Below are 17,805 nucleotides of genomic sequence, written 5' to 3'. Positions count from 1 at the left end.
CTCAACAAGTCGGAGAATGAACGTTCTGGCGTCCTATCTACCGCGATGTCGTTCCTCGGGCTGTACCGTGATCCCGTAGTCGCCCAGGTGACCCGCCGCTGTGACTGGCGGATCGCCGACCTGATCGCCGATCGCCGTCCGATGACGCTTTACCTCGTCGTGCCGCCCTCCGATATCTCACGGACCAAGCCCCTGATCCGGCTTGTGCTGAATCAGATCGGCCGGCGCCTGACCGAGGACCTGCACGCCAGTGACCGCCGGCATCGAGTCCTGATGATGCTTGACGAGTTCCCGGCGCTGGGGCGTCTTGATTTCTTCGAGTCCGCGCTCGCCTTCATGGCGGGGTACGGCATCAAGAGTTTCTTGATCGCCCAGTCGCTCAATCAGATCGAGAAGGCCTACGGGCCGAACAACGCGATCCTCGACAACTGCCATGTCCGGGTCAGCTTCGCGACCAACGATGAGCGGACGGCCAAGCGGGTGTCTGACGCACTGGGCACGGCGACCGAGATGCGCGCAATGAAGAACTACGCCGGGCACAGGTTAAACCCATGGCTTGGGCACCTGATGGTCTCACGGCAGGAGACTGCGAGGCCGCTGCTGACCCCGGGCGAGGTCATGCAGCTTCCGCCAATGGACGAGATCGTCATGGTGGCAGGGACGGCGCCGATCAGGGCGAAGAAGGTCCGCTATTACGAGGATCGCCGGTTCACCGAGCGGGTTTTGTCACCGCCAGATCCGGCGAGCGCCGGCCGATCGCCGCGAACGGACGGATGGTCAGCGCTCGGACCGTTGACGCCGACGGCAGGTCCAACTGACAGAGCCACGGAGGCCGAGGAGGACACGGCGAACAGCGGGCTCCGTCGTGAGCCCGAGCTCCCCGATCACGTCGCGATCGCCAAGGAGACGATCGAACCGACGCCGGCTGAGGAATTTGCCGCCGTTCTGGACGATGACGAGGATGCCGTCCGCCAGTCCCGGCTCATACGTCAACAGATGCGCGGTGTCGCCCGCCAGGTCGCCATGGACCCTAGTGACAAAATGGAGCTCTAAGGCATATGCGCGACCGGATGAACGTCTACTTTCCGCCAGAACTTTTGAAGCACATCTCGGAGCTCGCTGATCGCAAAAAGCTCTCCCGGTCCGCGATCGTGGAAGCGGCGGTCGCTTCGTTTCTATCGCCAGATGGCGCTGACAGGCGGGAGGCAGCGTTCACCCGGCGCCTCGATCGGCTGTCGCGTCAGATGCAGAGGCTGGAGCGCGACGTTGGTTTGACGGCGGAGACCTTAGCTCTCTTCATTCGTTTCTGGCTGACGATCACGCCGCCACTCCCCAACGACGTACAGGCGGCAGCGCAGGTAAAGGGCAGGGAGCGTTTTGAGGGATTTGTCGAGGCGCTCGGGCGCCGTTTGCAAAAGGGGCAGAGCTTTCTCCGCGAGATTCCAGAAGATATCCGCCGTCAGGAACCGGCCGGCGAAATCTAATCGAGCGCCCTTCGATACACTAGCGCGGTGTCCCTCCTTTTTCTACGCCAGCCTAGCAGACCTTGATCCCCGCTTGCTGGCAGGTGAACTCGTAATAGGCTCTCTTTCCTGGCGTTAGCACTCGCCTTCTCGCGTTGCATCAGGTGATCATTCAGCCAACGAAGCCGCTCCACTCCTGTAAACGTACCGGTCAACTGAGAGCGTCTCCTAACCGCGCTCAGCACAGTGAGGAACCAGAGCTCCTGCAATGCCGAGATGCGAAAGACTTGGAACTTGAGTCATCGGATTAGAGTCGCTACAATTGTTGGTGGAGAACGGCAAACGTATTTCAGTCGTCCTCCGTTGGTAAACTTAAGCCCTTTGCGGCCCCGTCTCCGGGTGCCTAACCAAAAGTACGTTGCGGACCTATTTGTCCTCTCTGTTCTTCCCAATGCCTCCGGAGGCGGGCCTTTTTCCCACGGCCTGCGAGCCGCCGCTTGCTGAGCTTGAACCTTTGCGCGAGGTGCAAAGACATCATTATGGGTCGGGCACCATCTTGGGGAGCAATGATGCCAACGTCCATTTCAGCACCAGCGATTTGCGCTCGCAAATCCGCCTCGTCGAATACCGACTCCGACCAACTATTCGCAGTCGCCATTTTTTCAGGAATCGGTCTCCTGGCCTCGCTCCTGGCCGTGCTCTTGGGTTCCCAAGGCGTCTGGCTTTAGCACCGTTGACAGAATCCTGCCGGCTTCACGTTTGTCGGCGCGCTGAGATGTCAAGAGGAGGGCCAACTTCGAAAGCGCCGACATAAAGAAAGACGCATAACATACCCTTCGAAAAGGGCATTCCACCTTCCCGCCGTGGTTGAGTCAATTCGCCTGAAGTACGATTAAGAGGTTGACTCGCTCCGCTGAGTGCCCGCAGAAATGTTCGTGTCGCCTGGAGAAAGTCAGATGAGCACCGAAATCATCACCACCTGTATCAACTGCGTCGCACCTGGAAGCCCCTGGGCCATCCTCATTGTAGTCGCGATCGGAGCCGTGGCTGCGGTGCAGTATGAACGGCAAAAGCCTCGAACAAACTCCTCTACCTAGGACATCTCGTCCCCGCATGTCACAGATTTTGGGCAATCACTAGGGCCGCGGCCAAAACGACCAGCCCTGCAGTCCAGCGAATAGCTCAACATCTCCCGGATCATTCCGAAATTTCCACCCCCGTGACGCCAGCACGCTCAGCAGCCAGACAGCCACAAGCATTCCCGCACCCGCTCCCACAAGTTTTTCCAAGAGGTCGCTTACACGGGCACGAGCAGCTGGAGAATTTCCAATCCGATCGTTGCGCAGACTATGAAGTTGCGGATCTGGCGGTGACGCGCTGGATAGGCGCAGAACAGGAGAAATCTGACCACCCCGAACGCCCCGACATGTTTAAAGAGCAGGGCGATCGGAGGCTCCGTTTCCGTCAGTTCGGGTCGCGAAGAGGGGGCGATAACGTCGCAAATGTCATGAAGCCGGACCATGTCCAGGCGACTAATGACATCAAGCAGCGTGCACGTCGCAACCGAACTCGCGCGTTAAGCTTGATGCCTGCGCTCCGGGTTAAATCTAGAGCCTGAGTCTGATGCCGTTTGACATGCCTCAAGGCACGGGAGTGCGACTGTGACACAGTCAGCATACAGCCTAACAGTTTGCTGCTGGGCTTGAGGTATCTCAAGGCACTCTGGGCCCTTTTCTTTGAGAATATGTTAGCCCGCCATCAGCCAAGTCAGCCCAGCGATCATCCCATAGAAGCCGGCCAGCGCTGTGAGCACAAAAGCTCGTTCGATCTTGTCCATGGAATTCCCCCTGTAACAAATTTCCGCCTGGAAACATCGCCGAGGTTATTCTCGCCTGGTTTCAAATCAACAGCGCTGTCAAGCGCGTGCGGGCCCCGAGCTGTGGATAATGGGGAAACTAGTTTGTGTGCGCTTGGTGGCGCACAGCTTTACCTTCGGGGAAATCGTTCGTCCTTCTATCCGCGTTTTGTCTCGCATCCTTGCCGGCCTCCAAGTTGCCGGCATGCAGTTGATTCGAGCCTAGCCAACAAAGGGCGCGGAGGAACGGGTTGGAAGCATAAGAGCCTCAGAATGTTTGATGCTGAGTGGTGAGAACTGACTTGCAGCGAACCGATACGATTGAGTAGTCCTCAGAGATCAGTTCTCAGTCTTTCTTTTTCTTCGCTAATCTACGATCACTGAAAGCCATTGTTGCACGAAGTCCGTTAATGCCTTTCTTAATCATCCCCATCTGAGGGCCGTCTTTGGACGCTCTCATTCGGTGGGGGCGAACGGTGTCAATCCATTCCATTCAATCGGAAGCGAGTTCGCGCGGCGCGCGAATGCTGCGCAGCGCGCTTGGCTCTGCGATCTCCGGCTACCTCGAAGACGAAGCGATCATCGAGGTGATGCTCAACCCAGATGGGCGGCTGTGGATCGACCGCTTGTTGAATGGCCTGATGGACACAGGCGAAACTCTGTCGGCCGCGGACGGCGAGCGCATTGTTCGTCTGGTAGCGCACCACGTAGGTGCGGAGGTGCACGCCGGCGCGCCACGGGTTTCGGCCGAACTGCCTGGGACCGGCGAGCGTTTTGAAGGTCTGTTGCCGCCGGTCGTCGCGGCACCGGCATTTGCGATCCGCAAGCCTGCCGTCGCCGTGTTTACGCTGGACGACTACGTCCGCAGGGGGATCATGACCTCGGAGCAGGCCAAGATCCTGCAGAACGCAGTCGCCGTACGGAAGAACATTCTGGTCGCCGGTGGGACATCGACCGGCAAGACAACATTGACGAATGCGCTCCTGGCCGAGGTGGCAAAGAGTTCCGATCGGGTCGTGTTGATCGAAGATACGCGCGAACTTCAGTGCAAGGCGCCCAATCTTGTAGCCTTACGGACCAGGGATGGCGTCGCATCGCTCTCGGACCTCGTTCGGTCCTCGCTGCGACTGCGTCCCGATCGTATCCCGGTGGGTGAGGTCCGTGGTGCCGAAGCACTTGATCTGCTCAAGGCCTGGGGCACCGGTCATCCCGGCGGTATCGGCACTATTCATGCGGGTAGCGCGCTCGGAGCGCTGCGGCGTCTTGAGCAACTCATCCAGGAAGCCGTCATCACGGTTCCGCGTGCTCTGATCGCCGAAACCATCAACCTCGTTGCCGTGCTTGCGGGGCGCGGCGCGGACCGTCGCCTCACTGAGCTCGCGCTCGTCACGGGGCTGAGTGGCGCCGGCGACTACAGCCTTTCATCAGCAGGAGACTGACATGCGTCTGCAATTTCGTTTCCGTCGAGGTGTCGCTTCATCGGTCGCCTCTGGCGCGGTTCTTCTGGCGTCGGCGCCGGCATGGGCTGCCGGCTCGAACATGCCGTGGGAGCAACCGCTCAACCAGATCCTTCAGTCGGTTGAGGGGCCGGTCGCCAAGATCATTGCGGTCATCATCATCGTCGTGACCGGGCTCACGCTCGCGTTCGGGGATTCGTCGGGTGGTTTCCGCAGGCTGATCCAGATCGTGTTTGGTCTGTCGATCGCGTTCGCGGCTTCGAGTTTCTTTTTGTCGTTCTTCTCTTTCGGCGGCGGCGTGGTGATCTGATGGAAGAACCGGTCACAGGCTTTGTTGTGCCGGTTCACCGCGCACTCACCGAGCCAATCCTGATGGGCGGCGCGCCACGGTCGGTCGCGATCATCAACGGCACGCTGGCGGCGGCCCTTGGGCTTGGATTGCGGCTTTGGATCGCGGGTCTTGTCCTCTGGTTCATCGGCCACATGGCCGCCGTCTGGGCCGCCAAACGCGATCCCGCCTTTGTCGATGTGGTGCGCCGACATCTGCGCATTCCCGGTCATCTTAACCTCTGAGTTCTCGGCCATGTTGAACCTTGCTGAATATCGTCATTCCGGCGCGCGCCTTGCTGACTTCCTGCCCTGGGCAGCCCTTGTCGATGAAGGAATCATCCTGAACAAGGACGGCTCGTTTCAGCGGACAGCAAGGTTCCGGGGACCAGACCTCGATAGCGCAGTGCAGGCAGAACTTGTCGCCGTAGCCGGGCGTCTGAACAATGCACTTCGCCGCCTCGGATCGGGCTGGGCAGTATTCGTCGAGGCGCAGCGCCATTTTGCGGGGAGTTACCCGCCGAACATCTTTCCGGATGTCGCATCTGCGCTGGTCGACGCCGAGCGCCGGGCGCAGTTCGAGGAGGCGGGTGCCCATTATGAGTCCAGCTATTTCCTGACCTTCCTCTATCTGCCTCCAGAGGAAGGGGCCGCCAGGGCAGAGCAACTGCTTTACGAGGGGCGGGATCGCTCCGCGGGAGCGGACGCCCGCGAGGTCCTCCGCGGATTTGTCGATCAAACGAGCCGCGTGCTGCAACTGGTCGAAGGGTTCATGCCCGAATGTGCATGGCTCAATGATCAGGACACGCTGACCTATCTGCATTCCACGATCTCGACCAGGCGTCATCGCGTTCGAGTGCCGGAAATTCCGATGTACATCGATGCGCTGTTGGCCGACCAGCCGCTGACCGGTGGACTGGAGCCGATGCTGGGCTCAGCCAACCTGCGGGTTCTGACGATCGTTGGCTTCCCGGGCGCGACGACTCCGGGAATTCTGGACGACTTGAATCGCCTGGCGTTTTCGTATCGGTGGTCGACCCGGGCGATCATGCTCGACAAGACCGATGCCACTAGGCTGCTGACCAGGATTCGCCGGCAGTGGTTCGCCAAGAGAAAATCGATCGGCGCCATCCTCAAGGAGGTCATGACCGGCGAGGCGTCGACGCTGCTCGATACCGACGCCCACAACAAGGCGCTTGATGCTGACGCTGCATTGCAGGAGCTGGGATCGGATCAGGTCGGGCAGGCCTTTGTCACGGCAACCATCACGGTGTGGGACCGCGATTCAAATGCAGCCGACGAGAAGCTGCGGCTGGTCGAGAAGGTCATTCAGGGGCGCGATTTCACCTGCATGATCGAGACGGTGAACGCCGTCGAAGCCTGGCTCGGCAGTCTGCCCGGGCACGTCTACGCCAACGTGCGGCAGCCGCCGGTTTCGACGCTCAATCTCGTCCACATGATCCCGATGTCGGCCGTGTGGGCGGGCGAGGCGAGGGATCTCCACTTCAAGGGTCCGCCGCTCCTGTTCGGCAAGACCGAGGGATCGACTCCGTTCCGGTTTTCGCTTCACGTCGGGGATGTCGGCCATACCCTTGTTGTGGGACCGACGGGCGCTGGCAAGTCGGTCCTGCTTGCCTTGATTGCGATGCAATTCAGGCGGTATCCGAACTCTCAGGTCTTTGCGTTCGACTTCGGTGGTTCGATCCGGGCGGCCGCGCTTGGCATGGGTGGTGACTGGCATGATCTCGGCGGTGCATTGTCCGATGGTGGCGATCGGCCCGTGGCTTTGCAGCCGCTGGCCTGGATCGATGATCCCTCAGAGTGCGGATGGGCGACGGAATGGATCCGCGCGATCCTGGCGCGGGAAAGGATCGAGATCACCCCGGAGGTGAAAGATCATTTGTGGTCGGCGCTGACGTCTCTCGCTTCGGCGCCGCGGGAGGAGCGCACCCTGACGGGCCTGTCAGTGCTCCTGCAATCCAACTCCCTGAAGCGTGCCTTGCAGCCCTATTGCCTGGGCGGTCCCTCCGGGCGGCTGCTCGATGCCGAGTTCGAACGCCTGGGCGAGGCCTCGGTCCAGGCGTTCGAGACCGAGGGCTTGATCGGAACGAGCGCGGCACCGGCTGTGCTGGCCTACCTCTTTCACCGGATCGAAGGCCGCCTCGATGGTCGGCCGACACTCCTGATTGTCGATGAAGGCTGGCTTGCGCTTGATGATGACGACTTTGCGGGGCAACTCCGGGAATGGTTGAAGACGCTTCGGAAGAAGAATGCGTCCGTCATCTTTGCCACTCAGTCTCTTTCGGACATCGACGGGTCCGCGATCGCGCCGGCGATCATCGAAAGCTGCCCAACGCGCCTGCTGCTGCCGAATGAACGGGCGATCGAGCCACAGATCTCCGCAATCTATCGGCGCTTCGGCCTCAACGACCGCCAGATCGAGTTATTGAGCCGGGCAACGCCAAAGCGCGACTATTACTGCCAGTCCCGTCGTGGCAACCGGATGTTCGAACTTGGCCTTGGCGAGGTTGCGCTCGCCTTTGCCGCAGCCTCTTCTAGGACAGATCAGGCTGCCATCGCGCAACTCCTCGCCGAACATGGCCCTGACGGGTTTGTGCCGGCCTGGCTCCAGCACCGTGGCGTCGCCTGGGCCCTGGACCTGATCCCCAATCTCGTCAATCTGGAGAAATCCCTATGAGACGACTTGGCCTGCTGGCGGCCGCCAGCGCGGTTACCCTCGTGCTTGGCTTCGCAATGCCCGCACGGGCGCTGATCGTCTTCGATCCCAACAACTACGTTCAGAACGTCCTGACAGCTGCTCGAGAGCTCGAGCAGATCAACAACCAGATCACCTCGTTACAGAACGAGGCGCAGATGCTGATCAATCAGGCGAGGAATCTAGCAAACCTCCCATACTCTTCGCTGCAGCAACTGCAATCCTCGATTGAGCGGACCCAGCAATTGCTCGCCCAGGCCCAACGGATCGCCTACGACGTCCAGCAGATCGATCGCGCGTTCTCGACCAGCTACGCGCCGGCCACTGGCAGCCAGTCGAGCCAGGTGCTGGTCACCAACGCTCAATCGCGGTGGCAGAATACTTACGCGGCAACACAAGACGCGCTTCGTGTCCAGGCGGGCATCGTTGGCAACCTCGACACCAACCGCACCCAGACGTCAGCGCTCGTATCATCAAGTCAAGGCGCCAGCGGCGCTCTGCAAGCAACGCAGGCCGGCAATCAGATTCTCGCACTGAACGCGCAGCAGCTCGCCGACCTCACGGCCGTCGTGACGGCGCAGGGCAGGGCGCAAAGCCTTGAAGCAGCGCAGCGAGCGGCGGCCCAGGACCAGGGCCGCGAACAGCTCCGACGGTTTCTCGCGCAAGGGCAGGGCTATCGATCATCCAACGTGCGCATGTTCCACTGATGACTGACATCCGGGCATTCAAGGCGTTGTCGCTGCTTACGACAGTCGGCGTGCTGGTCGTCACTGCCTTTACGATTCAGCTTCGCGGTGGCGACGAGTCGCCCGCGCTGCCGAAGGCGGGACAGACGACAGATGCGACCAACTCTGACCTCGCACGCTGCCGCAGAGTCATTGCGGAGGAAGCAACAGGTTATCGGCATTGCCGGCAGATTTGGGCCGAGAACCGGAGCCGCTTTTTTGGCAAGAAGAACGGTCCCGCGGATCCCGGCCAGGACGATTCCACCGCAGGGTGGGCACCCCCGCCGAAGGATCAGAGCCGAATCCCACAAGGATATCCATCCCTGGCGGCACCCAAGGTGAGCAAGCCATGACCAGTACGGGTATCATCGACCAGTTCCTGGAAACGTTCACGCGTTATATCGACAATGGCTTCGGGTTGCTGGGGAGTGAGGTCGGATACCTCGCAACGACCTTGGCTGCGATTGATATCACGCTCGCCGCGCTGTTCTGGAGTTGGGGAACGGACGAGGACATTTTCGCGCGCCTCGTCAGGAAGACGCTCTTCGTCGGTGTTTTTGCCTGGCTCATTGGCAACTGGAATAGCCTCGCACGCATCGTCTTCGAGAGCTTTGCCGGTCTTGGGCTGAAGGCATCCGGCGCAAGCTTGTCTGCATCGGATTTACTGCGACCGGGAAAGATCGCGCAGGTCGGTCTCGACGCCGGCCGACCGCTGCTCGATTCGATGTCGAACCTGATGGGCTACATCAGCTTCTTCGAGAATTTCGTCCAGATCGTCGTTCTCCTGTTCGCGTGGGCCGTGGTGCTGCTCGCCTTCTTCATTCTGGCGATCCAGCTCTTCGTCACCCTGATCGAGTTCAAGCTGACGACGCTGGCGGGCTTTGTGCTCATTCCCTTTGGCTTGTTTGGGAAGACCGCATTCGCGGCAGAACGGGTCCTTGGCAACGTCATATCCTCTGGAATCAAGGTTCTGGTGCTGGCCGTCATCGTCGGCATCGGCTCGACCCTGTTCTCGCAGTTCACCGCTGGCTTTGACGGCGACCAGCCAACAATCGAAGACGCGATGACGCTGGTCCTTGCTGCGCTCTCCTTGCTGGGCCTCGGCATTTTTGGTCCCGGGATTGCAAACGGTCTGGTGTCCGGCGGGCCGCAGCTCGGCGCCGGCGCCGCGATTGGAACAGGCCTTGCTGCCGGCGGTATTGTTGCGGCGGGTGCAGGCATTGCCGCCGGCGGTGCTGGTCTGGCTGCCGGTGCGATTGCAGGTGCAGCGGGCGGTGGCGGCGCAGTGATGAGCGGGGCAGCCGCCGCCTATCGGAGCGGCGGCATTGCTGGCCTTGCGGAGGCGGGCAGCTCGACTGCCATGAGCCCGTTGCGTCGTGCAGCGGCTGCGCTCGGCAGAGGTGGGGAAGCCGGTGCGCAGACCGCGAACACTTCGGCCGAAGGGCAGCCCGATTGGGCGCGACGCATGAGGCGCGCCGAGACCATTCGGCACGGTGCATCGGCAGCCGGCCAGGCGATCCGCTCAGGCGATCATGGTGGCAGCGGCTCTTCCGTCGATTTGTCTGAAGGAGAGGGCTGACACGCAGCCACTGCGCCGTGGCCACCCGCGGGCGACTCAAACGTGGATCCCGCACGACTCGAAACGGATCACTTGATTCAGGGGCAACTATCGATGTTCAAACGACCTTCCGTACACTACGGGCGCATGCCCGAGCCGATCACGCCTTACCAAAAGGCGGCGCAAGTTTGGGACGAACGCATTGGATCCGCCCGCGTTCAGGCCAAGAACTGGCGCTTAATGGCGTTCGGCTGCCTGATGCTGTCAGCCGGTCTCGCAGGTAGCCTTGTTTGGCAATCGGGCCAGGGTTCGATCACACCCTGGGTGGTCGAGGTTGACCATCTTGGCGAGGCCCAAAGGGTCGCGCCAGCCAGCCTCGATTATCAACCCACTGATGCGCAGATTGCGTGGCATCTGGCGCGCTTCATCGAGGATGTCAGAGGCCTGCCGGCCGACGGCATTGTGCTGCGCCAGAACTGGCTCCGGGCCTATGACTTTACGACCGATCGGGGCGCGGCAGCGCTCAACGATTATGCGCGCAACAATGACCCCTTTGCCAGGCTGGGCAAGGCGCAGATCTCTGTCGACGTCTCGAGCGTCATACGCGCATCTTCAGAAAGCTTTCGCGTCGCATGGACCCAGCGAACCTACGATAACGGCTCGTTGAGTTCGACCGAGCGCTGGACTGCCATTCTCGCCATCGTGATCGAAACGCCGCGCGATGCCGAACGCCTGCGCAAGAATCCCCTTGGCGTCTACGTCCGCGCCATCAACTGGTCGAAGGAGTTGAGTCAGTGATCAAGACGATATCCGGCGTTCGTTCATATGTGACCTCGAAGCGGGCGTTTCTCTCTGCTCTTCTGCTTTGTTCGTCGGCGCTTGGCGGGTGCGCAGCCTACATTCCGCCGGAGATCAGCTATGACGCTCAAGTTCCTCCGTTGCCTGCGCCGCCAGTGGCTCCCGACGACAGATCGCGACCGCTTCACGTTCCACCCCTCTGGAAGCCGGCTCTCGGCGGCAAGTCGGCAGCGAAGGAAGACGCAGAACCGGTGAGCCGGGTTGAGACTGCAAACAGTGCAGCGCGCGTCGAACCGCGCAAGCGGGGGTATTTCAACGCGGCCCAGATCTACGCCTACAGTCCCGGGGCGCTCTATCAGATTTACGCCGCACCGGGACAGATCACGGATATCGCGCTCGAGGAGGGCGAGCAATTAACGGGATCAGGACCCATCGCGGCCGGAGATACCGTGCGCTGGGTCGTGGGCGATACCGAAAGCGGGAGTGGCGACACGCGACGCGTCCATATCCTGGTCAAGCCGACCCGCGCATCGATCGAGACCAACCTTGTCGTCAATACAGACCGGCGCACCTATCTGATGGAGCTGCGCTCTCGCGAGCGGCCGTACATGCCATCTGTTGCCTGGTATTATCCGGAAGCAGCACATGATCGATCCCGTTCAGCTGCACTGAAACCCGTTCTTCCGGATCCGGCGCAGCGCATCTCCCGCTATGCCATCGAAGGGGACAGTCCTCCCTGGCGGCCGCTCGCCGCATATGACGATGGCCGCAAGGTCTACATTGAATTCCCGCGAGGCATCGTGCAAGGCGAGATGCCACCGCTCTTTGTCATCGGACCGGATGGCAAGACCGAGCTCGTCAACTATCGCGCTTACGGCAATGTCCTGATTGTCGATCGGCTGTTTGGCGCCGCTGAACTGCGGCTCGGCGGTGAGCACCAGCAGAAGGTCAGGATTGTCAGGACAGACGGGAGGCCGTCGTCATGAACGTCAGGAATGGAGATGACAGCGAGCAATCTGTCCCGCCGGCGACACAGGAGGACGGGTCCGGGAGTTTCCGCCTGAGAGCAGAGCATCCGCGCGTGACGCGGTTGTCGCGAAAGGTCCTCGCCGGAGGGAGCGCTGCAGTGTTGCTGGTCATCAGCGGAGCCGTGTTGTGGTCGCTCCAGTCCGGCCGTCCCCGAAACCAGGCTGCCGATGAGCTTTACAGCACCGATCATCACAATGTTGCCGACGGCCTTGCCGCACTGCCGAAGGACTACACTGGCGTTTCGCGCCAGGTAGTCCCGCAGCTTGGCCCGCCGCTCCCAGGCGACCTCGGTCGACCGATCCTTGCGGCTCAAGGGCAGTTGCCTGCGATCGGCGCTGATCCGGAACAGCAGCGCCGGGACCAGGAAACCGAGGCGGCCCGCATCAGCCATTTGTTCGCTACGACGAATGGAGCAGGAGTGCATCCGTCCGCCGCAGCGGCTCCTGGAAGCGAGCGCGTCACGTCACCGAACGCGGCGAGCATCGGCGATGACGGACTTGTGCAGAACGGTCAGGACCGGAAGCTTGCCTTCGTGAACGCAACTGTGGACCGTCGTACGGTCAGCCCTGATCGTGTCACGAGGCCGGCTTCACCCTACATCGTGCAGGCCGGGACGGTCATTCCGGGAGCCCTGATCACCGGAATACAGTCGGACCTGCCAGGCCAGATCACAGCGCAAGTAACCGAGAATGTCTTTGACACCCCGACCGGCCGCTTTCTTCTTGTTCCTCAGGGAGCCCGTCTGATCGGGATCTACGACAGCCAGGTCACATTCGGACAGTCCCGAATCCTGCTGGTCTGGACTCGGCTGATCATGCCGAATGGACGTTCCATTGTGCTCGAGCGGCAGCCCGGCGCTGATACGGCAGGCTACTCGGGCCTTGAAGACCAGGTCGACAACCACTGGGGTGAGCTGTTCAAGGCCGCGGCTCTATCGACGTTTCTGGCGGTCGGGACAGAATTGGGCGCCGGTTCGGACACCAACAGCAACGACAGTGCCATTCTCCAGGCGCTTCGGCATGGGGCGGCGGACTCGCTGAATCAGACCGGACAACAGGTCGTCCGGCGCAGTCTCAACATCCAGCCGACGCTGACCGTGCGACCTGGTTTTCCGGTTCGCGTTCTGGTCAATCGCGACCTCATACTTGCGCCGTACGGAGGATAAGGAATGCCCAAGCTTAGAATAGGAGTGCTGCCCGACGACAAGCCGGTCAAGGTCACCACCGAGTTGCCAGCATCAGTGCATAGGGATCTCGTTGCCTATGCAGAGGCCCTGGCACGCGAAAACGGGCAGCGTATCGATCCAGCAAAGCTGATCGCGCCCATGCTGGCACGCTTTATGGCCACGGACCGCGGATTTGCAAAGGCGAGACGAACGAATCATTCTCCAAGAACCGGCGGAGGCGAAGGATAGCGCTCCGCTAACAGACTGAGGAAACGCCTCAGAGCGGGATTTTCATTGTCATCGCGCCAGTGCGCATGAAAGTCGACCCGGCTTGGTCCCGTTCCGTCGTGCAACTCGCGGTAAACCAGGCCTGCGCAGCTTGCCCCAATGTCTGATTCCATCACCAGACCCAGCCCCATGCCCATGCTTGCCAGACTCTTGATGATACTACGGCTGACATCATGCCGTTCTACTTTGGGACGGTCGTCAGGCAGTACGAGCTTCGAGATCAGAAGATCCTCGAGTTCTCGTCCAGGATCATAATCGCTCAAAAGAATTGTCTGGTTACGTAAATCGGTCCAGTAGATGGTCTCGCGTCCTGCCAGGTAGTGTTCCCGGGGCAGCGAGATCAGGATGCGTTCGCTCCACAGCAGGAGCGATCTGGTTTCTCTTGAAGACAGGCGTCCAGGGCTAACGACCACATCAACGGTACCGTTGCGGAGCGCAGTCATCAGACGGGAGCGAGAACGTTCCATCGTTGCCAATTCGAGTTGCGGGAGCCGCTTCCTGAGCTCGCCCACCGTCGCCCGCAAATTGCCGGCTGACATGGACGTGCAGAAGCCAATGACAAGATGGCCGGTGTCGCCGCGGCCACCAGATCTCCCTGTCTCAACGAGCATGTCGACTTGCTCGAGAATAAGCCTCGCAATTCGCAGAACCGCCCGCCCGGCAAGCGTCGGCCTGATCCCGCCACTTGAGCGCTCAAACAGGGAAGTCCCTACCAGATACTCGAGCTGGCCGATGGAACGACTGACAACTGTGTGCTTGATCGAGAGTGCTTCCGCAGCCCGCCGAAAGCTTCCATAGTCGCAAGCGACAACCGCCAATCGAAGCTGTTGCAGGTCGACAGCTCTCGCTGCGATCCGTTGACCGCTTTTCGTCTCATTGTCCGTCATGTTCATACTCGGCGGGCAATCCGCAGGACCCGGCGCCCTCGCTGCCGGCGAGGACGCAGATTTCGCTTGTTGTCAGGGATCTAGGCGGCTGCACAGATTACCGGCGTCCAAAGGACCGGTGCCGGAAGATCGCCAGCCTTGCGAAGGCCAAGCAGAGCATCGCGGGAAATCTTGAGGTAACCCGCCACGGCCAGGGTGTTGCCAATTGTGGAAGGTTTGCCAATACGTCGCAGGGACCAGCCGGCCCGTCGAAGGATTCGCTCCATTCGGACATCCGTGACGGTAACGATGTCTGTAAGCTGCCGTGAAAGCCCGAACTCGACCATTCCCGCAAACAGCTCGTAAGCCGCGCGGGTGATGCCGTGATCGCCTTTCGGGGCATCGACAGCAACATCGATTGCAAATCGACTGCTTTCCCAGATCTGACAGGCTGACGGCGCGGATTGACCCTCGAGGAGAGCGGGAAAGGTGTCGCGGAGCATGGTCGGACCAAGGGTAGGGAGAAGACGTACGGAGCCCTGCACCTGGCCGCTGTGAGACATCTGCACCAGGTAGACCGGACCCAACGCGTCATAATCATCGACTTCCATGTCTCCACTGGTTTGAACGTCCCACGCCAAACGCAGCTTGAAAACACGATTTCGCAGCCGGTGCATTTCAACGAGAGTGCTGGAAAACTCCCCATACGCAGGTGGTGTGATCAGTTGAATCATAATCCTCGTCCCTCCAAGAGCGCTGATCAGCTCTCTTGAAGCGGGGTTTTCGGATAAGTTCATCACCTGCAGTTGCAGGGGGCCGGAGGTCCTAAATCCGCGGCTTTCTGTTCGCAGCCACCAGCAAGCAGACCGCTTGCACAACTGTGCGAACTCCCAGCTTCTCCTTTGCGTTCTCCAGATAGTATGCGACCGTATTGCGCGAGATGCCAAGGATGCACCCGATTTCCCAGGCGCTCTTGCCTCGCGACGCCCATTCAAGGCATTCGTATTCCCGCGGAGAGAGAAGTGTCTCACCGATCCTCGGCTCATCCGAGAGCTTGCGTCTGACGTGAGCATGAAAATACATTGCCATTAGCTGAAGCACTCGCGCATGCGAGTTGACACAGACTTCGAATGGCGCCTCTCGCTGGCTGGTAGCGAAAGTCAGCGCCGCGATCGGGCCGCGTCCATCATGAATGGGAACTGTGAAACCGGTTCGGATGCCGAACTGTGCGGCTTCGTCCAGGAGCCGCTGCTGTGCCGGAGAATTGAACGAAGATGGCAGACCAACGCCCCACTGAAATGGCTCCGGGCTTTCGAGCACTTGCGCGATCACAGGGTCGATACGCTCATATCGGCTTCCAAGGTAGTGAGAGGTCCACTTTTCCGGATACGTTGCTATCAACCGCGGTTTGTCCTGCGGGCGGCGAGGCAGGCTTAAATACGCGAAGCAAGACAGATCGAGATCTGCGGCCGTCACTGCCATCGCATCAGAAAACCCGACTGGATCTTCTGCGGCCGACAAAAGGTCAATAAACCTTTGAAAGATGCGGTGCATCAGGACGTATGCTTGCGGTGACCTGGTTTCGCAGCGCGTGACTTCAGCAATCAGACAGCGGTCTTCAGGTGGTCCAGCATCGCGATTACTCCTTCAGCTGGTTGGCAATATAAACGCTCATACCGGTATTCGGTCCGCGTGTGCTTCTCATCAGAAACCGGCGTGCGTCACCGGATTCTCATTTTCGGGGCATGGTCCAGAGATGAGTCATTTCAAGAGGGCAGGTATTGTCCGCCTTCCGCATGATTGATCTCAGTCCACAAAACAACGAGACTCGCACAATCGAGCGGCATCTCCGGGTTTGAATAGATCATCCGGGTGTGGGCACCGGCCGCTCCGAAGATCTGATTGATCAAATCGGATGCTCCGTTGAGAGCTTTGGCATGTTCTGTAAAGCCTGGCGCAACGTTCAGTACGCCTTCGAGCCGGACGATACGTATGACCCGCGAGAGTTCACCTAGCGCGCTCTTGAGCTGGGCAATAGCATTGAGCGTTGAAAGTTTGCAGGCTTCATAGCCTTGCTCGGGGGTGAGATCCTTGCCAATCTTGCCCTTGAATTTTAACTGCCCATCGATCCATGGCAGTTGTCCCGACGTGTAAAGCATGTTGCCTGTAATCACGCATGGCTCGTAGTTGGCAACGGCGGCCGCTGCCTTTGGCAGTGAGAGCCCTGCGGCCAGCAAGCGCGATTCAGGGCTTGATGAACTCGTTTCTGATTCAGCCAGATGCATTTTTGATATCGTCCAGGTCAACAGGCGTCGACGGTCCGCGATGCGCGGGGACCGAGCCAGCTCTTAGAGCGTAGACTGGCTGTGAGGGGTGTCACTTTCGCGGAAAACCAGTTCCAGGAGAATTCCTGTGGGGGTGCGTATAAAGAGACGATGTTCCCCAAGCTCAGGCAATTCCATCCGCGAATAGGGAATTGCGAGCTTATCCAGCTTGCGACGCATGCCATCATGGTCGCTGAGTCGGAAGGCAATGTGGTCGATTGTTTCGCCCGTGCGATTTACCGAACCCCCATTGCCCGGAATGAGATGCACCTCGGGCGAGCTATCGGCATAAAGCCAATAGCCCGGGAAGGGGAAGTCGGGCCGATAGCCAGCCTTCAGGCCTAGCACGGCCTCGAGGAAGGTGCGTGTTCCGTCCAGATCGTTCGTGCGTATCGTGGCGTGATCAAGCATGGCAACCTCAGGCGATGGCTCCGCCCCCGTCGACGCGTACAGTTGAACCTGTCGAGAAGGGTGTCGTAGCCAGGAACATGACTGCGTTCGCGATATCCTGCGGCTGACCGACGCGGCGTACGGGCAGGCGCTGTGCCGCGTTGGTGAACATCGCTTCGCGCTTTTCCGCCGCCATTCCGGACCATAGTGGCGTTTCGACAAGGCCTGGAGATACGGTGTTGACCCGCACCGGCGCCAGCTCAAGGGCCAAGCCCCGGGCGAGCGAATCCAGCGCTGCGTTGATCGCGCCTTGAAGGACTGACGTCGCCGACGGCCGGACACTCAGGAAGCCCGAGACGAAGGTTAGTGAACCGCCATCGTTGATCCTCGCGGCGCGGGCAACACGATAGGCGCCCCAGAACTTGCTTTCCATAGCGGTCTTGGCGTCGACAAGGTCGAGTGCACGCACGGGTCCAGACGGCGTCTGGGCTGCCGAGACGATGACGTGATCCCAGGGAGCTTCCTCAGTGAAGAAGCGTTGCACTGCTGCCTGGTCGCCGGTGTCAATCACGACGGCTCGTGTCGATTTGCCAAGCTTTGCCAGGGCAGCATCAAGTTTGGTCTGCGAGCGTGATGCGATCGTTACGTCGGCGCCGGCTTCGACGGCCTGGACAGCTGTCGCCAGGCCGATACCCGAGCTGCCACCGAAAACCAGCACACGCGCATTCTTCAATTGATCTGACATTGAGCATTCCTGTCGCTTTGTCACCTCTGCTGTTTTCGATCTAGCCCTTCTGCACCAGGAAGATTATCTCCGTTCGAATGGAGGGTCCCTCCACCAACG

At 60.3% G+C, this 17,805-nt stretch carries 19 protein-coding genes; 13 read left to right on the top strand and 6 right to left on the bottom strand.

Features of this window, described 5'->3' with window-relative positions:
• The 13 genes from L6637_RS39410 to L6637_RS39350 form a co-directional block, all read left to right on the top strand.
• On the top strand, positions 1-1,053 hold a 1,053-nt coding region (locus L6637_RS39410; protein WP_237874106.1), incomplete at its 5' end, for a type IV secretory system conjugative DNA transfer family protein.
• A 5-nt stretch (positions 1,054-1,058) separates the two neighbouring features.
• Positions 1,059-1,484, top strand: a complete 426-nt coding sequence (locus L6637_RS39405) for a ribbon-helix-helix domain-containing protein (RefSeq protein WP_237874104.1) — start codon at positions 1,059-1,061, stop codon at positions 1,482-1,484.
• 2,358 nt (positions 1,485-3,842) lie between these two features.
• The gene (gene trbB, locus L6637_RS39400; RefSeq protein WP_237874103.1) at positions 3,843-4,757 is read left to right on the top strand and encodes a P-type conjugative transfer ATPase TrbB; all 915 of its coding nucleotides are present in this window, start codon (positions 3,843-3,845) and stop codon (positions 4,755-4,757) included.
• A gap of 1 nt (position 4,758) precedes the next feature.
• Complete coding sequence (locus L6637_RS39395) at positions 4,759-5,085, top strand: TrbC/VirB2 family type IV secretion system protein (RefSeq protein WP_237874102.1); 327 nt, start codon at positions 4,759-4,761, stop codon at positions 5,083-5,085.
• On the top strand, positions 5,085-5,348 hold the full coding sequence (locus L6637_RS39390; RefSeq protein WP_237874101.1) for a VirB3 family type IV secretion system protein: 264 nt from the start codon (positions 5,085-5,087) through the stop codon (positions 5,346-5,348). The genes L6637_RS39395 and L6637_RS39390 overlap by 1 nt, the downstream gene beginning before the upstream one ends.
• Positions 5,349-5,358: 10 nt before the next feature.
• A complete protein-coding gene (trbE, locus tag L6637_RS39385) occupies positions 5,359-7,800 on the top strand; it encodes a conjugal transfer protein TrbE (RefSeq protein WP_237874100.1) in 2,442 nt (813 codons plus the stop codon).
• Positions 7,797-8,525 carry a P-type conjugative transfer protein TrbJ gene (gene trbJ / locus L6637_RS39380; protein WP_237874099.1) on the top strand — a complete coding sequence of 243 codons (729 nt, stop codon included), beginning with the start codon at positions 7,797-7,799 and terminating at the stop codon, positions 8,523-8,525. The genes trbE and trbJ overlap by 4 nt, the downstream gene beginning before the upstream one ends.
• Positions 8,525-8,896: a putative entry exclusion protein TrbK-alt gene (gene trbK-alt / locus L6637_RS39375; RefSeq protein WP_237874096.1), complete on the top strand. Its 372-nt coding sequence runs from the start codon at positions 8,525-8,527 to the stop codon at positions 8,894-8,896. The genes trbJ and trbK-alt overlap by 1 nt, the downstream gene beginning before the upstream one ends.
• Entirely contained in the window at positions 8,893-10,122 is a 1,230-nt protein-coding gene (trbL, locus tag L6637_RS39370; protein WP_237874095.1) for a P-type conjugative transfer protein TrbL, read from the top strand. Before trbK-alt ends, trbL begins: the two co-directional genes overlap by 4 nt.
• A gap of 93 nt (positions 10,123-10,215) precedes the next feature.
• Positions 10,216-10,899, top strand: a complete 684-nt coding sequence (gene trbF / locus L6637_RS39365) for a conjugal transfer protein TrbF (RefSeq protein ID WP_237874108.1) — start codon at positions 10,216-10,218, stop codon at positions 10,897-10,899.
• Positions 10,899-11,885, top strand: coding sequence for a P-type conjugative transfer protein TrbG (gene trbG, locus L6637_RS39360; protein ID WP_377803217.1), 987 nt, complete (start codon positions 10,899-10,901; stop codon positions 11,883-11,885). The genes trbF and trbG overlap by 1 nt, the downstream gene beginning before the upstream one ends.
• Positions 11,882-13,093, top strand: coding sequence for a TraB/TrbI/VirB10 family type IV secretion system protein (locus L6637_RS39355; protein ID WP_237874093.1), 1,212 nt, complete (start codon positions 11,882-11,884; stop codon positions 13,091-13,093). The genes trbG and L6637_RS39355 overlap by 4 nt, the downstream gene beginning before the upstream one ends.
• Before the next feature lie 3 nt (positions 13,094-13,096).
• Positions 13,097-13,342: a DUF2274 domain-containing protein gene (locus tag L6637_RS39350; RefSeq protein ID WP_237874092.1), complete on the top strand. Its 246-nt coding sequence runs from the start codon at positions 13,097-13,099 to the stop codon at positions 13,340-13,342.
• Here the strand turns inward: L6637_RS39350 and L6637_RS39345 are convergent.
• The 6 genes from L6637_RS39345 to L6637_RS39320 form a co-directional block, all read right to left on the bottom strand.
• The gene (locus L6637_RS39345) at positions 13,309-14,274 is read right to left on the bottom strand and encodes a LysR family transcriptional regulator (RefSeq protein WP_237874090.1); all 966 of its coding nucleotides are present in this window, start codon (positions 14,272-14,274) and stop codon (positions 13,309-13,311) included. The genes L6637_RS39350 and L6637_RS39345 overlap by 34 nt on opposite strands.
• Before the next feature lie 74 nt (positions 14,275-14,348).
• On the bottom strand, positions 14,349-14,981 hold the full coding sequence (locus L6637_RS39340; RefSeq protein WP_237874089.1) for an acyl-homoserine-lactone synthase: 633 nt from the start codon (positions 14,979-14,981) through the stop codon (positions 14,349-14,351).
• Between the two features lie 91 nt (positions 14,982-15,072).
• Entirely contained in the window at positions 15,073-15,801 is a 729-nt protein-coding gene (locus tag L6637_RS39335; RefSeq protein WP_237874087.1) for a LuxR family transcriptional regulator, read from the bottom strand.
• 212 nt (positions 15,802-16,013) lie between these two features.
• Complete coding sequence (locus L6637_RS39330; protein ID WP_237874086.1) at positions 16,014-16,532, bottom strand: RidA family protein; 519 nt, start codon at positions 16,530-16,532, stop codon at positions 16,014-16,016.
• A gap of 63 nt (positions 16,533-16,595) precedes the next feature.
• The gene (locus L6637_RS39325; RefSeq protein ID WP_237874084.1) at positions 16,596-16,982 is read right to left on the bottom strand and encodes a VOC family protein; all 387 of its coding nucleotides are present in this window, start codon (positions 16,980-16,982) and stop codon (positions 16,596-16,598) included.
• Between the two features lie 7 nt (positions 16,983-16,989).
• Positions 16,990-17,706: an SDR family oxidoreductase gene (locus L6637_RS39320; RefSeq protein ID WP_237874082.1), complete on the bottom strand. Its 717-nt coding sequence runs from the start codon at positions 17,704-17,706 to the stop codon at positions 16,990-16,992.
• Positions 17,707-17,805: the final 99 nt, after the last annotated feature.

Origin of the sequence: Bradyrhizobium zhengyangense, assembly GCF_022012435.1 — a bacterium.
Classification (GTDB): Bacteria; Pseudomonadota; Alphaproteobacteria; order Rhizobiales; family Xanthobacteraceae; genus Bradyrhizobium; species Bradyrhizobium zhengyangense.
The sequence above is the reverse complement of the archived record's forward strand: the minus strand, read 5'-3'. Positions and strand labels throughout refer to the sequence as shown.